This window comes from Laspinema olomoucense D3b (genome assembly GCF_025370785.1).
GTDB lineage: Bacteria > Cyanobacteriota > Cyanobacteriia > Cyanobacteriales > Laspinemataceae > Laspinema > Laspinema olomoucense.
Genome location: NZ_JAMXFA010000021.1, coordinates 78812 through 93680 on the forward strand (window position 1 = coordinate 78812; position 14869 = coordinate 93680).

The following is a 14869-nucleotide window of genomic DNA, read 5'->3' on the forward strand; positions in this document are numbered from 1 at the left end:
TTGACCCAACCCCTGCTACTTTCGTCGGAGTTGCGATCGCTTTTTCAATTCCTCTAACCGTTGCTGCAGAAGAGCCAAATTCGGTTGACTGCCCCCATAACGCCAACTCACATAAGCGTGAGAAATCTCCTCGACTGCGGATGCGTCAGTCTGGGGTTGATGTTGATGCAACTCTCGCGCATACTCGAAGGGAGTTTGAGCAGGATGTTTGCGATATCCCTGGCGTCCTAACGTATCCAGCATTTGCTGATACAGTCGTTCCACTGGGGGCATTTTTGCCAAAAACCGACGATAGCGCCACTGTCGGAAAGCGTCCCAAGCTAACCAAACTAGAAATGCCACACCCGTGAGTAAGATTGAACCGGCAAAGAGTCCCACCCAGCCTCGGGTAAACAGCCGCAGTACCCACACAATGCTACCCACCAGCCAACCGCCGAGGATAGAAAAGACCGCTTGCAGAAATCCCGTCACCGGAGAAGGCAGCCACCCTGCAACCCACCGCCACAACATCCGCAACACGCTAAAGGGCTGATATTCTTGAATGGATGGGGGAACGATTTCATGACCGGGAATCGGATCAAAGGCAAACCAACCATATTGAGGAAAATACACCTCCGTCATGGCATAGGCGTCAGTGTTACGAACGATATAAAGTCCGGTAAAGGGATTAAACTCACCGGGTGCAAACCCCACGACTAAGCGAGAAGGAATCCCAATGGAACGCAGCATGACGGTATAGACGGTGGAGAAGTGGTCCGGATAGCCTCCCTTTTGCTGGAACAGAAACGTCTCGACCAAATCATCCTCGGGTCCTAAAAAAGGCAGTCCAAAGGGATCGTTCGGAATGCTGTAGTTTTGTTTGAGATATTGAGCTAGGTATAGGGCTTTTTCGTAGGGGGAGGTTAAGGGATTGGGTGCGCCTGCTAAAATTTCCTCAGTATGTTGGCGCAGGCGATCGCTGATTTCGGGGGGGACTTGCAAGTAATAATTGCGAATCGCCTTGGGATAGGTTGTGGGGGATTGAGAAAGGGCGGCGCGATCGCGATACGGAACTTCTGAAATCACGGTGTAAGTCAGTCCTTCCACCAAACCCAAGGGCGATCGCAGACTCCCTTCCGTATCAAACGTCACCTGTTCAGTGGGAAAATAAAGCGATTTTGGCTCATACAGGGCCGGAATAATATTCGGTAAATCTGAAACGGCTGTATAGCTTTGAACGATCTCTTGAGTTCTCCCGACTCGGCTCCGGTCAAAGGGAACATGAAATTGATAGGACCAACTGGGACGGCGTAGGGTGGTCGCTTCTTCATTGCGACCGATTTCCCAGCCTTTCCCGGTATAGCGGTCAAACGCCAAGACGCGCCAAAATCCCTCCGCTTGCGATCGCACCCGCATCACGACTTTGGGTTTCATTTCGCCTCGGAGATTTTGGTTCATCCGGTTATTGAACCCATAATAAAAGGTATCATCAATCTCACCGGGTCCATCGGTGCCATCCCCCCCGGTGCCGTCTCCTTCGCCGTTCTCATAGCCCGGATTGACAATTTGACGACCATCCAAATCTCCAGGAATTTCAATGGGAGAACTCACGGGAAAGGTCTGTAATTGATAGCCCGGAAAGCGCGGCATGACTGCAAAAATGACCAGTCCGATCGCCAGAACCAGACTAAATAGGAAACCGTAAAAACCGAGTTGAGAATAGTTGATTTTCTTTTTTTTCCGGGGTCCCGTGGGACGTTTCTCCGGTTTCAGTCCTAGGCGCGATCGATAATCCAAGACCAACGTCGGCAGGGCGATCGCCAAAAAGATTAATAATAACGGGGCAAAAGCTAACGTTTGGCTCACGGTTCCCGCTACCCCCAACAGGATCAATCCGATGACCATCGAATAGCCCAAATCCGAGCGCCGGGGGAGGTCAAAACTATGGAGAACCTGAACTTGAATCAGCAGTTCAGCCAGAACAACCCGGGTATCGTTGAGTGCCTCAATTAAGCGCCCGAAAAACGAACCCAGGGCCACGAGCATCCCAATCGCCAGCAAAAATTTAACAGCAATATTGCGATCGCGGCGGCGATACCAACTCCAGGTTGCTCCCAGAATACTCAAGGGGACTGCCCAAAGGCTCATCGTCGTCCCTGCCGCCACATCCGTTGCAATAATCCCCACGATGACAAGGGCCTGCACCAGTACCCGCAGCATCAGCGAGTCCTCCGGAGTCGGAGGTTTGCTTGCCTCGATTTGCTGTCGGATCCTACGCCAGACGGGAATAAGGGACAGATGCCGAATCCCTGACGAGTTAAACATAGTGATGAAGGAGAAAAGAACAAAAGAGTGTCTTTATTCCTTCCTAATTTACTCTATAGAGCGGATGAATGCGGACGTTGCCCCTTCCTTCTAGGAGAGACGCACCACAAAGGTCAGGGCGTTATGGTATTCGTTATGGAAGCGCACTTCTAATAAATAGGAGCAGTCTGGTTGTGGCTCAAACAGTTCAACGTGCAAACATCCGGCATTGGGACGAGAGGTGGTAGACTGAGCCTCACCCCCGCGCAGTTGCAAGGTCCCACCAGAGGGGAATTCGCCCCGGACTCGCAGACATCCTAGGGATTGAGTCTGTTTAGAGGGGTCCTGATTCAGTTTCCCCACACATTCCACCCGAATGCTCAACATTCCGGCACTGGTGAGCCATTGTCGTTCCACTGGCCCTCCCGAAGCACTCACGCTTAAGGTCAGGGTCCCCATAATTTCTCGGGCCGCCAGTAAGCAAAGGACCATTTGCTGATCCGCACTGGCCCCTTCGTAGGTGGGGGGAAAATCAACGGTTCCACTGGCTAGGGGATTCATCGCCTCTGCACTGGATCCACGGGTGGGAGACATCGCCAGGGCCCATCCCGCTAACTGGTGCAGTTGAGGACGGCGATCGGGAAATAATCCTTCTACTGCCCGAACTAATTTAGCGCCATCTTGCAAGGAAGATTGGATCAGAACCCGGCATTCTTCTAAAAGTTGGGTGAGGACAGTCGCCGGGAGAGTGACGGGCAAACTCAACAAGGGCAACTGGGTCAACCAATCGAAAGCCGGAACTTTTTTCTCTTCCGGAAAATCTAAATATTCAGGTTCGTAATCCAACAGTTCATTTTCCCAGGGAAATAGGGGGGGATGATGTTGAATTTCAGTTTCCAGTCGGCGTTTCACAAGTGTGTAAAAACGGTCTTGCACGGCAGGTATCTCTCCTGGTTTAAGTGGTCGCTCTCCGTTGAGACTCACTCCCTCGTCCAGTTCGGTAAACCCTGCTTCTGATTTACCCTCAATAGAGGGCGATCGCTCGATTGGTTCAGAATCGAGAGGGTCTAAGTTATTCTGAGCTAAAGGGTTGTCTAAGTCTGCTTCCGGAGGTGTTTCCGGACTGGTTAGCTCTTCCATTTGCGGCATCGAGTCTGGCTCACAGAGTTGGAACAGCCAGCCGAGAATTCGCTCTTGAATAGCTTCTGAGTTGGCAAGGTTTTGAAAAACTTGCTCGTCCCTATCCATGTCTTACCCCCCTATTCATCTGTAGATGCATTATTTCCGGAATCGCGCTCGTTGCGAAGATGCCATGCGGCTTCTAATAGTCTAAACCACCGTTTCTGCACTTGGTTAACCGTACATTCTAAGAGTTTGGCAATGTCCGAATCCTTCGCGCCTTGTTGCTTTAATCGGAGTAATTTCCGTTGGGGATCTTCTAGGCTGTCTTGAAATTGTTGCCACCGTTCCGGGGTTAACCCTAAGTTTCGCTCTAAATCAGCTTCTAACCATTCATGGACCAGTTCCCAGCGGTGAGAGAGGGCAAATCGAATCAAATGATATTTAAAGCGTTGCTGCAAGTAATCCCGCTGTCGGGGAGTCACGCCTAAAATTTCTTCGATTTCATTAGTGGGTAAATCTTGCAATCGCAAAATAAAATAGTCCGCACAGTCGTTTTGTCCTCTCTCTTGCAGGTAAGCCAGCACTTCTTTGATGACGGTTTCGCGTAAGGAATCATCAGCAGGCTCTAGATCGCGATCAACCATCGCATTTCGCACTTGCTGCACTGAGGAGTCATTCCAGGTTTGGTCTGAGTCTAGGGAGGACCCTTCGGCAGCCTGTTCCATATCCACGGTTGTTTCGGGCGGTTGCTGCTGGGAAAAGGTTTGTGCTCGCAAGATCAGCAGTTGTTGCGATCGCCCTCCCGATAGCGGAATCCGCCGTTTAGCATACCGTTCAGTGAATGCCATATATTCCGACAGTTCTAACAAGGTCGTGGGGGAAAAGGTCCCCTCCAGTTGCGCTTCCCGTCGAAACGCATTTAACGATTCCACATAAAATCCTTGCAGAAAATCTTCGATTAAGTTCAAGCGAGCTTGATAACTCGATTGGATTTGAGGCGGCGTAATGTAGCGATAAACCATCGCACTGAGGGTACTGTGTAATTCAACTCTTCCCCCTCGCGCCCCAAAATTATAATAAAACAGACATTGCTGTAAGCGATGTCGCGATAAAGTCACTCTCCATTTTTCTTCTTCTCCTGATGCTTTAATTCTTTGACTTTCTTGGCAAATCCGGTTAACTTCTGCCGCAATGCGATCGGCGACTTCCCGGCATTTTTGGTCAGAAGAACGGGTATTTTGCTGGAGTTCTGTAAATAGAAGTTGAAAAATATCTTCTTCCACGCGCCCCTCGATTTTTCCCATCATGGTGGTTTTGTTAAGTATCAACCCCCTAGTCCAGCTAGGGATGACTACAGCTAAACTTAAATGGATGATAGAAAGCTCGACCTATTTAACAATGAATTTAGATCGACAAGTTCAGCTTCTGATTGACAATGCACCCCAAGATGGTCAAACTCCTGGTATCGTGGCTGCGATCGCGCCAGCGTTGAAGCAACTGGCTTTGCAATTGCGCCATTCCCAGTATTATATCCTGCAAACTCTTAATCAACGTTGGATGGTGACGGCGTTACGCAATCGCGCTCAACCTGATCTGGAGAAACAGGTAATTTATGCTTTTCCTTCAGTTAAGGACGCCAGCAACGGTGCTTATGCTCCCAAAGATTCACAAGCAGTGGCTGTGCCGGTCCCGGTTATTCATATTTTATTTCAAATGGTGGCAATTGATACCCTCGATAGTGTGGTTTTTTTTGAAAAATCAGGAGATGTTTCTGCCGGGACGGAGGTCCGTCGTCAGGACCTTCAAACCCTGATTCAAGCACAGTTACAACAACATCTGCAATCCCCATCCAATCCGCTTAAATCTCGCCCGGTCCCGCCGGATATTGCCTAGTTCCGACCCAGGGGGCTGCCTCGGATTGGTTCGAGGGGAGTCTCAGTTTAGTCAGGTTAGCCCTTTTTGAGTAACTCTCCCCTGAACAGTCGGGAGAAATAGCTAGATGGCAAAGGGCTAGTCCTGCTCACCCGGATGGTGAGGGCTATTGGATGGGGCCTCTGTCGAGTTTTCTTTCTGTTTAGCACTCTGTTAACCGGGCAACCGCTTTGTTAAATCGGTTGTCGGGTGAATATTTCCACCGTATTAATGGATCTATTCCACAAAAACGCTCCCGGTTCATTGGGCTAAGGGCCTAAGCAATTGACCCTTGCGGGCAAACTCCTTCGTTCCGGAGTTTCGGTGTCACTGCCGCAGCAGAGGTCCCGAAAGGACGCAGGGAAATTGAGCAACTTTAAGAGCGATCGCAATTTCCTTTAAAAAGGGTTAAGCGCGATCGCGCCCGTTGAAAATTAGAGCCCTCGACGGCGATCGCCTTAGAACCCTCAACACCCTCAACGGACCGTTAGCGGTTCATCTGCGGTGCGATTTTGCTACATAAGGATCCACCCGACCGGCTGAACGCTCATTGCTAATACAAGCGACTCAGGACATAATCCGCCAACTTTACCAAGGCTTGATGACATTCCCCCGGGGGCAGTCCCTCTAAGTGCTTGACCGCATCCTGAGCATGGAAAGCGGCTAATTCCCGAGCACGTGGGATGCCATTGGAGTCTTTAATCAAGGCGATCGCCTCGGCTAAATCCTCCTCTTCGGCAAACTCCCGCTCAATTAAAACCTCTAAATAGGGTTTCTCTTCCAACGCATATAACGTCGGTGCCGTCAGATTGCCGCTGCTGAGGTCCGAACCCGCATTTTTTCCCAAAACATCCGTTGAACCCGTGAAGTCTAAGATATCATCCACAATTTGAAACGCTAGACCAATCTGGCGTCCATATTGATAGAAGTTTTCGGCTAGTTCTTCATCTACCTCACTTAATATACCCGCCGCTTTAGAACTATTGGCAATTAAGGAGGCGGTTTTATAGTAGCTTTTTTCTAGGTACGCTTCAATCCCTAAGCTGCTGTCAAATCGATTCAGCCCTTGCTGAATCTCTCCCTCGGCTAGATTCATAATCACTTCCGAGAGCAATTTGACCACTTCTAGGTTATCTAAGTTGGCTAAATACCAGCTCGATTGAGCAAACAGGAAATCCCCGGCTAACACCGCCACACGATTGCCAAATCGACTATGAACCGTCGGCACTCCTCGGCGGAGTTCCGATTCGTCCACTACATCATCATGGACTAGGCTAGCCGTGTGGATCATTTCCGTGATTTCTGCTAATCGGCGATGACGAGGGGTGATCTCTCCATCGGGTGCCAAGGCCCGCGAGAGCAACAGCACAATTGCTGGCCTCATCCGTTTTCCCTTGGCCCCAAAAAGGTACTCCGCCGCAGCGAACAAAATGGGGTGACGGGCACCAACTAGCTGTTTCAGGTTCTCGGTTAACAACCGCAGGTCTGCTTCAACCGGGGAAAATAGGGAGGTGGTTGAGGTCATGGATAGGCCGACTCAGACGTAAAGTTACGAAATTTTACATATATTCTAAGCGAAGCCTCTCCCGATCCGACACTTTTCTTGTAAAAATATCCTGAAAAGCTCATCGGACCGATGTCTTGGCCTCTTTATAAAGAATTGTTAAATAAAATCTCAGAAACCCTGGAAAACTTGACCCGCTTGTGTTAGGGTAGAAAGTAAGAATTTAAAGATTCCATCCATAAGCGTAGCGACGCTACCCAGTTTATTTTCCCTCCCGGCAACCGTCAAGTAATAGATTGTTAGCTAGGTAACTGATTTTAAAAATCAGAACTTCTCCTAGGTGACTTGGGGCTGGGGATGTAAATTTGGTCAGAGGATGAGAAAAAAACCCAGGGTGGGTTACGTTCAGTAAACCCCAGGCGGGTGGCTTTCAGTCTGGATTTTCTTTGATGATCGCTTCTTGTGTTTCGCTCGCTCCCAAGCAGCTTATTGTTTTGGGAAAGCAAGGAGTAGCCCAAACCCCGAAAAACCTAGAGTAGGTTTTTCTGCGTCACCGCAAGACCGATGGGATGGGGTTTGGCATTCACCACTCTCATTCACCCTGTTTCGTTGGCTCGGGATCCTTGGGGTCCGTAGAAAACCCAGAACGATAGATATCTTTTGGAAGGGATGTATTTCCAGCTTTGAGGGTTACCGCAGTAACTTGAGGGGTTCGGCAAATCCTCTCTAGGTCCTCAAGATTGAGAAAGGGGTATTCACCGAGTGACTATATGGGTCCTGCAAGGGCCATGTCAGTATTTTGAAGCCAATTGTGCTTGAAAGTGCTGAAAATTCCTATGACTATTTTCCTTGACGACTCCTGCGCTTTCATTTCTGGCCGTACTATGACATACACTGATATGCCTTTGATTATTCCCGTTCTGGCAACAGGTTATTTGCTAACCATTTATTTGCTCTTGAGTTTGGCAGGACGACACGCAAAAGGGTCAAGTTCGAGACCTTGAAGCGGTGTTCCTGCGGGATTCAGATGCAGGAGAACGATTCTAGTAGCAGAGCGATCGCACTCAAGCTGAGTGGCGATCGCTTTCGAGTCCAGTTATTCCTCAGAAATTCCCGGGCCCTCTAATGTAGGATAGATAGCCCTGGGGCGATCGCCTCATCGAAACCCCAGAACCTAGGAGCCAGAAAACCCAAATTTATCAACAAAGACGGCCCAAACCGAATCTCAATTGGGCAAAAAGCCGCCTTGATGCTCAACCCAATTTGGATCAGCCCGTAGATCAAGGTTCCACTGGCAAAGGCTGACCTTCTAATACAGGTAAACACACCTTTTCCACCACGGGAGTACAGCCGAGTAAATGAACCGCCCGTTGAGCAAACTCTTGAGCACAACCACTCACCGTAAATCGAGTGGGGAGTGCCGGACGAGTCTCTGCCAACCCTAACATCTCCAACTCCCGGGCCGCTGCTGCCACCACATGAACAGCCGGATCCACCAACTGGACCGAACTCGGCAAAATACTCTTGAAAACCGGCGCTAAAAGGGGATAGTGGGTGCAGCCATAAACCAACGTATCGATTTGCTGCTCTTGTAGAGGGGCCAAATATTCTCGTGCCACCTCCATCGTATAAGGGTCATTAATCAGGTTGCCTTCAATTAAAGGGACAAACTCTGGACAACCCACTTGCCAAACCCGCGTCTCTGCATTCATTTCTTGAATTGCACGCCGATAGGCATTACTTGCCGCTGTTGCCGGGGTCGCAATCACCCCAATTCGGCGACCTTGACTCACCGCAGCCCGAGCCCCCGGTAAAATGACGCCCAACATCGGCACTGGAAACTCTGCTTGCACCATTTCCAGGGCCAGAGCGGAACTGGTATTGCAGGCCATAATGACCATTTTGACGTTTTGTGTCATCATCCAGTAGAGAATCTCGCGCACAAATTGGACAATTTCTGCTTGAGAGCGAGTGCCATAAGGAAGGCGAGCGGTATCCCCAAAATAAAGAATGGATTCCTGGGGAAGCTGGCGATAGACTTCTCGCAAGACAGTCAGCCCCCCCAGACCGCTGTCAAAAACCCCTATTCTAGGTCTTTGGTTGTTGCCATCAGCCCCGGGGGTATAGGGATGGGAACCCGCAATGGAACTGGAGAGATAGTTAGAGCCAGTATTGGGGACAAACCCATTGCTTTGTCCTGGAGAATCGTCATGCAAGGGACGCAGGTCAGACTCAAAAAAGTTAGACACGGGTGGTTGATTTGCTTCAAGTGTATGGGTTAAAAATCAGCACTCAGCAGCCCAAATTCGGGAATCTTTCAGAAAGATTTCCGAGGAATAGGCAGACTAGGGATTTTGCAGGTATTGTAGAACACCCTGGACGATCGCCTGGGCTAATTGGGTGCGGTAAGCTGCATTCGCCAGACGCGGTGCATCTTCCGCACCTGTGACAAATCCGACTTCCAGTAATACCGCAGGCATGGAGGTATGGCGCAAGACATAAAATCTGGATTGCCGCACCCGGCGATCGCGAGCGCCAGTCCCTTGCAAGAGGCTGTTATGAATGGTTTGGGCCAGAGCCTGACCACTGGCATAATAATAAGTCTCGATGCCATTCACATCCGGGCGACTCATATCAATCGCATTGGCGTGAATGCTAACAAAAATATCTGCATTGACCCGGTTAGCCAGTTGAACCCGAGGCGCTAAATCGATTTCCCGGTCATCCTGACGAGTCATGACCACTTGGACACCATTTTGTTCTAAAAGTCTCGCCACTTGTTCGGAAATGTCCATGACGATTTCCTTTTCTTGGATGCCCCCAATGCCAACGGCGCCGGGGTCCCCACCGCCATGTCCCGGATCGATAACCACGACTCGCCGTCCATCGCGCGATCGCATCGGCGAGGGGGCAGGATAACTCATCGGTCCTGGCGCGGTGGGAATTGAGGTCCTGGAATTAGGAGCCGCTGCGACGTTACCCGGACGTTGTAAGGTAACCGAGAGCAATTGGGGACTGGGTTGGGTCAGGGGTCCAATCCGCACCCCGGCTGAGGGTTGTACCAGAATTGCTACGGTTTGGGAGTCTTCTTGCTGCAACTTTACCCATAAAAAAGCACCCCGATTAGTAGATTGAGGAGGTTGGACCCCATTGCCTAACTGGGCTGAGGGAATGACGATGCGATAGGCTCCGGAAGCCCGGTCCCATTCACTGGTGTAGGTGAAGGGTTGATTGGACTGGATTAAAATTTGGGACCCATCTTGTTGTAGTTCAACCCGTTCAATGGTGACGATGCGATCGCTACTCGGATTCTGCGCCATTGCCACAGATCCGGATCCAACCCTGGAACCTTGAGGACCGGGCAGAACCACCACGCCACCCAAGTTGCTCGCGGTGACCTGCCAATTGGAGTTAGTATCCGATAAGATGAAGGTCACTCGCACTCCAGGAGTGGACCCTTCCAGGGGTCGGACACTCATGCGAGCGACACCGTGGCGATCGAGTAGTTGGTCTCGTGACCCCATGTTCGGGGAAATGGTGGCCCCGGGGAGATCTACATATAAGGAGCGATCGCTACTTTGCTCCATTTTGACTTGAGGCTGTCCCCCTCGGGTCCGGATAAAAAATCCATCCGGCGTCACCTGAACATTTTCGATTTGAACTCCGCTGCCCGATCGCGCCGGTGGCGCGGCAGCCGCCGATCCACTCGATGGCGCCCCAATTCGTTGGGGTGTGGGTAAGTCAACGGTCCATTCCGTGGGACTGATTCCCCGGAATTGCACCTGTTGCGGATCCATCGTATAACCCGGGCTTAATTCAATCACTAATCGCGTCGTGTCTGACTCGAACTGTCCCACCCGAATAGACTGGAAACCTGAACTGCCCACGGGTTGAGTCACCGCCGAACGGTCTAAGGTTGTCCCGGGCAAATCAATAACAAGGCGCGTGGGATTAGCGATTAATTGCGCCTTGGGTTGAACCCCTCCGGCAGTCGTAAAGTGCAGTCGGTTTTGCTCCGTATCAAAACGCCAATATTCCAGCCTAGCCGCTTGCGCGGGAGCGGCTAGTAGGAACACAGCAGTTGCTGTTGGGAGTAGCCAAGAAAATATTTGCGGTTTCACCCAATTTCTCATAATGAAAATGTTGTGTTTGCGGATAGTACAGCCATAGAGGTTAACAGGGGCTTTGATGGCCCACTTGCCATCAGCACCCTCCCACGGTTTATAAGCCTCAGTTTATTAACATAATCTTAAGACTGGCTTGAACGATATCATGTTCTCATCAGCCAAGGTGGAAGTTTTGTCCCTATCAAGCGTAACCTACCCTTTTCTCTAATTTTTTTAAAAGACCTCGCTGAGGAACCCTTGCAGGCTCAACCTGGGCCATTGTTGAGGGAGGCTACACCACCTTCCACATTTTTCTTCCGGAGTCAACCCCATTTGGACCGATCTCGAATGCCAACTCAATCCCGTGAGTAAGTTATTATATCTAGCTGACCCGGAGAGGCAAACCATTTTCATGAGCTTTAGGATTTCCTCTGGTGGAGTAGATCGGGATTTATTTAAGGGGTCAATTCATGGCACTTTTAGAATTGCCCCACCAAAAAGTTCGAGCTTAAACGACTTTTAGGGGGTAATGCTTTGAACCCTGATAAGTTTTGGAACCCCTCAGAAAGAAACAGCTTACTCTTCGAGTGGGGATGCCCTACTCGGAATTGAACAGCCATTCGCGCTCGCCGCCTTCTCAGGTTTCCAACATTTTTCAGGGAACTAACCTAGTTCTCCGGATGCACCATTGCCTGAGTACAAATTGCGTTCCTCCCGCAGAGTTTTTCAGCTAGGGGTCCAAGGCGAAGGTATCCCTAAAACTAGCCACTTTTGCTTAAAATAGTGATAGGGTTTTTTGATGAATCCACTGTATTTTTTTCAACTGCGGGAATGCAGTGGCTTTAGCTAAACAAATAGTTGAGCGATTTAGCGGTTCAAAATGAGATCTCCCGTTTCAATTCCCACAGTCCCCTCTTTTAGATGCCCTAACCCCCATTAGGTTCGCCCGGGGAATGCTTCGGAATGATGCAAGAGGTCTCTACCCATAAAAGCTATGTTGTAGGTCTTCATCCGGTCGCGGATTTCAACTCCCGCCAAATCCCGGTTTTTTGTTCCATTTTTAGGGTGCTGTAAAACTAATTCATGCAGTTTTCTTGTTCTTTTCAACCTTGCCAGATTGTCTGTCTCGAATATCACCAAACTTGCCTCTATGCAGAAGTCATTCAAATTTTGGCAACTCGTTCGATGTTATGGTTGAGGCCCCTGATGTTGGCTGTAGGTCCTGTCCTGACCCGTCCGCCGTTTCCAGATGAATCCCGGGAACTGTACGATCTACGCCAGGGTGCGGATCTGGTCTGGCCTCAAAGTTTATTCCGCTTGGCCCTGGATACGGAAGTGATTCCTTTATTGACGGAACTGCAAAGTTTTCCTCCTCAAGAACCCGGGTTCTGTGCGATCGCCCACGATCGCCTCAGATCGTTTGTTCAACAGGTTTGGCAAGCCCACCCTGAAGCGTTTGAGGGGTGTTAGCGATCGCCTTGGGGGTTTTTAGAACATCACTACAGGGTGCAGAAACCCGCTTTCTTCCCCCCATTCTCCCGTCCTTGATGCTCTGGGAAACCCGTCAAGAGCGATCGCCTCCAACTCCTACAACCGCTTTCTTATTGATACCGAATTCCCGCATCTTTCATGCGGTGAATCCCCTCAATTATTCTCTCTTCCGTTAGGGTTAAAGCAATTCTAAAAAAGCCTTCCCCTGCCGCACCATATCCGTTCCCTGGGGGAACGATAATGCCGCATTTTTCTAATAGCAAAGTTACAAACTCCGCCGAAGAATAGCCCGGGGGAACGGGAGTCCAGACATAGAGTGTGGCTTTCGGTGGTGAAATCGGCCAACCTAGAGATTGTAACCCTTGAATTAAGATATCTCGGCGATTTTGATACACGGAAATCACCGATTGTAGTTCTTCTTCTGTAGTTGAAAACCCGGCGATCGCCGCCCGTTGAATAGCCTTAAACACTCCCGAATCTACATTAGATTTCACCTGTCGTAATCCCTGAATTCCTTTGGCATTCCCCACAGCAAAGCCGATGCGCCATCCCGTCATGTTATAGGCTTTCGACAAACTGTGAAATTCTAGGGTGACATCCTTGGCACCAGGTATTTCTAAGACACTGGGGGGTTTATAGCCGTCATAAGCCATTTCTGCATAAGCATGATCGTGACATAACAAAATGTCATACTTGCGGCAAAAGGCAACTAAGTTTTCAAAAAATTCTAAAGAGGCGATCGCCCCAGTAGGATTGCTGGGATAATTAATCCACAATAATTTGGTCTGCCGCGCCACCTCTTCGGGAATCGCCTCTAAATCGGGTAAAAATTCCCGTTCTGGGGTCAGTGGCATGACGTAGGGTTCGCCACCGGCAAACAGGGTCGAGGAACGATAAACCGGGTAACCCGGATCTGGGATTAAGGTATAGTCTCCCGGTTCGACAAAGGCTAAAAAGGTATTATGAATCGCTTCTTTCGAGCCAATTGAAGAGACAATTTCTTGGTCTGGGTCTAATCCTTTCACCCCAAAGCGTTTTTCCATCCACTGCGCCGCTGCTTCCCGGAACTCCTTCGTTCCCTGATACGGGGGATAGTTATGGGTGGCGGGATCCTCGATCGCCTCATGCATAGCCTGAAGAATATGTGCCGGAGTCGGTTTGTCCGGATCGCCGACTCCCATATTAATGATGTCAATCCCTTTGGCAATGAGTTCGTTGCGCTTGCGGTCAATCTCCGCAAATAGATAGGGAGGAATTTTCTCTAAACGTTTGGCAAACTGCATGACGACGTGACAACCCGATCCAGGTCAGCATAAAAAAACCTGAAGACAGTTTACCGCACTTTTTGATCCCCTAAAGTTTCTTTTTTACCAGGGGAAACAAGCCCAGTAAGGCTGGGACCTGAGCGGTCGGTTGGCGGGTCCAATGCACCCCGATTCAGGGGTTGCAACCGATTGAAGGCTGTTTTTTTGTTGGGGGTTGGTTTTGGAGGCGATCGCGTTGGATTGTTATCGACTTGCGACTAATTGAATCCGACCTGCATCCATTTCTGCCATTAATAATTCCAAGGCTTCATAATCTACATCATCGATATAACCAAGACGGCTTAACTCAGAGTTGATACCATTTTCGATATCTGGAGTTAGCTGCTTGATATAGAGCGCTTTCTCTACCAGTTGACGAATCACTGCGGTACCTCGCATGGGGTCGATCGGGAGAACTCGATACATCTGTCATTGTCGGCGGAATCTTAATCGGAGCGAGTGATAAGATACGGGCTTTGTTGGTGATTTCGATCGCATAAGAATTCGACCATCTGTGATATCCTGCTCCTCCCCCCAATTTTTCTGAACTTGCGGAAATTACGGAGGTGATTGAGTATAATTTAATACGTTTTAGAGCTTCTTAATGAAAACTTTATAAAACCTGGATTAAATAAAAAGATTCAACGAAACCACTCCCCCTCTATAGAAGATTTTCCGCAACCTATAGTAAATTATAAAAAGAAGATGTTAAATTTACAAAAAATAGGCTTCAGTCGAGGTTAAACAAATGCTTACTAATGTTGCCAGTCCCGAAATTAGTTTAGTTCGGTTACAGGGTGAATTCAATGCCTCTAATGCGGCTGCACTTCAAACTCAACTAACCACAGTCGTCCAGTCTTCGATCCCTTCTACGGTTCTGGTCGATATGGAAAATGTAAATTTTCTGGATAGTGCGGGACTGATGGCGTTAGTTTCAGCGATGAGTCTGGCCCACCGGCTCAACCGCCGCTTTAGTTTATGTGGCGTCTCTCCATCGATTCGGATTATTTTTGAAATCACTCAACTTGATCGGGTATTTGAGCTATTTGAAACTCGGGCGGAATTTGAAGCCGTTCTGAATTAGAACTATTTCTGAACTGTTAAAGGTAAATTAGGCTTTGATTCAATTAACTTAAGGATGTCTAAAA

The 14869-nt window shown here is 49.4% G+C and carries 11 protein-coding genes; 3 read left to right on the forward strand and 8 right to left on the reverse strand.

Annotated features, from left to right (window positions below; translation table 11 throughout):
- Positions 1-15: 15 nt before the first annotated feature.
- From NG792_RS16630 to hetZ, 3 genes are all read right to left on the reverse strand, one after another.
- Positions 16-2199, reverse strand: coding sequence for a transglutaminase TgpA family protein (locus NG792_RS16630; RefSeq protein WP_261251564.1), 2184 nt, complete (start codon positions 2197-2199; stop codon positions 16-18).
- 195 nt (positions 2200-2394) lie between these two features.
- Complete coding sequence (locus NG792_RS16635; protein WP_261236119.1) at positions 2395-3531, reverse strand: hypothetical protein; 1137 nt, start codon at positions 3529-3531, stop codon at positions 2395-2397.
- Between the two features lie 11 nt (positions 3532-3542).
- On the reverse strand, positions 3543-4712 hold the full coding sequence (gene hetZ, locus NG792_RS16640) for a heterocyst differentiation protein HetZ (RefSeq protein ID WP_261236120.1): 1170 nt from the start codon (positions 4710-4712) through the stop codon (positions 3543-3545).
- 91 nt (positions 4713-4803) lie between these two features.
- Here hetZ and NG792_RS16645 point away from each other — a divergent pair, with 91 nt between their 5' ends.
- On the forward strand, positions 4804-5298 hold the full coding sequence (locus tag NG792_RS16645) for a hypothetical protein (protein ID WP_261236121.1): 495 nt from the start codon (positions 4804-4806) through the stop codon (positions 5296-5298).
- 571 nt (positions 5299-5869) lie between these two features.
- Here NG792_RS16645 and sds read toward each other — a convergent pair.
- The 3 genes from sds to NG792_RS16660 all read right to left on the reverse strand — a co-directional run bounded on the left by sds (position 5870) and on the right by NG792_RS16660 (position 10953).
- The gene (gene sds / locus NG792_RS16650) at positions 5870-6841 is read right to left on the reverse strand and encodes a solanesyl diphosphate synthase (RefSeq protein WP_261198087.1); all 972 of its coding nucleotides are present in this window, start codon (positions 6839-6841) and stop codon (positions 5870-5872) included.
- A gap of 1259 nt (positions 6842-8100) precedes the next feature.
- Entirely contained in the window at positions 8101-8964 is an 864-nt protein-coding gene (murI, locus tag NG792_RS16655; RefSeq protein WP_261198138.1) for a glutamate racemase, read from the reverse strand.
- A gap of 201 nt (positions 8965-9165) precedes the next feature.
- Entirely contained in the window at positions 9166-10953 is a 1788-nt protein-coding gene (locus tag NG792_RS16660) for an N-acetylmuramoyl-L-alanine amidase (RefSeq protein WP_261236122.1), read from the reverse strand.
- 1056 nt (positions 10954-12009) lie between these two features.
- On the opposite strand from NG792_RS16660, the gene NG792_RS16665 reads away from it, so the two are divergent.
- Positions 12010-12396 (forward strand): hypothetical protein, encoded by a 387-nt coding sequence (locus NG792_RS16665; protein WP_261236123.1) that lies wholly within the window; start codon positions 12010-12012, stop codon positions 12394-12396.
- Positions 12397-12527: 131 nt separating this feature from the next.
- On the opposite strand, the gene NG792_RS16670 is transcribed toward NG792_RS16665, so the two are convergent.
- Together NG792_RS16670 and NG792_RS16675 are read right to left on the reverse strand one after the other, a co-directional pair.
- Positions 12528-13700 carry a pyridoxal phosphate-dependent aminotransferase gene (locus NG792_RS16670; RefSeq protein ID WP_261236124.1) on the reverse strand — a complete coding sequence of 391 codons (1173 nt, stop codon included), beginning with the start codon at positions 13698-13700 and terminating at the stop codon, positions 12528-12530.
- A 225-nt stretch (positions 13701-13925) separates the two neighbouring features.
- On the reverse strand, positions 13926-14120 hold the full coding sequence (locus NG792_RS16675; RefSeq protein WP_044197591.1) for a hypothetical protein: 195 nt from the start codon (positions 14118-14120) through the stop codon (positions 13926-13928).
- A gap of 349 nt (positions 14121-14469) precedes the next feature.
- On the opposite strand from NG792_RS16675, the gene NG792_RS16680 reads away from it, so the two are divergent.
- Positions 14470-14805, forward strand: coding sequence for an STAS domain-containing protein (locus NG792_RS16680; protein ID WP_261198091.1), 336 nt, complete (start codon positions 14470-14472; stop codon positions 14803-14805).
- The last annotated feature ends 64 nt before the right edge of the window (positions 14806-14869 follow it).

What these genes read in the sequence shown, in the direction of transcription:
- NG792_RS16680 (WP_261198091.1), top strand. Translation starts at nt 14,470, where the DNA reads ATGCTTACTAATGTTGCCAGTCCCGAAATTAGTTTAGTTCGGTTACAG.
- NG792_RS16645 (WP_261236121.1), top strand. Translation starts at nt 4,804, where the DNA reads ATGAATTTAGATCGACAAGTTCAGCTTCTGATTGACAATGCACCCCAA.
- NG792_RS16665 (WP_261236123.1), top strand. Translation starts at nt 12,010, where the DNA reads ATGCAGTTTTCTTGTTCTTTTCAACCTTGCCAGATTGTCTGTCTCGAA.
- NG792_RS16630 (WP_261251564.1), bottom strand. Translation starts at nt 2,199, where the DNA reads ATGCTGCGGGTACTGGTGCAGGCCCTTGTCATCGTGGGGATTATTGCA.
- hetZ (WP_261236120.1), bottom strand. Translation starts at nt 4,712, where the DNA reads ATGATGGGAAAAATCGAGGGGCGCGTGGAAGAAGATATTTTTCAACTT.
- NG792_RS16675 (WP_044197591.1), bottom strand. Translation starts at nt 14,120, where the DNA reads ATGCGAGGTACCGCAGTGATTCGTCAACTGGTAGAGAAAGCGCTCTAT.
- sds (WP_261198087.1), bottom strand. Translation starts at nt 6,841, where the DNA reads ATGACCTCAACCACCTCCCTATTTTCCCCGGTTGAAGCAGACCTGCGG.
- NG792_RS16670 (WP_261236124.1), bottom strand. Translation starts at nt 13,700, where the DNA reads ATGCAGTTTGCCAAACGTTTAGAGAAAATTCCTCCCTATCTATTTGCG.
- NG792_RS16635 (WP_261236119.1), bottom strand. Translation starts at nt 3,531, where the DNA reads ATGGATAGGGACGAGCAAGTTTTTCAAAACCTTGCCAACTCAGAAGCT.
- NG792_RS16660 (WP_261236122.1), bottom strand. Translation starts at nt 10,953, where the DNA reads ATGAGAAATTGGGTGAAACCGCAAATATTTTCTTGGCTACTCCCAACA.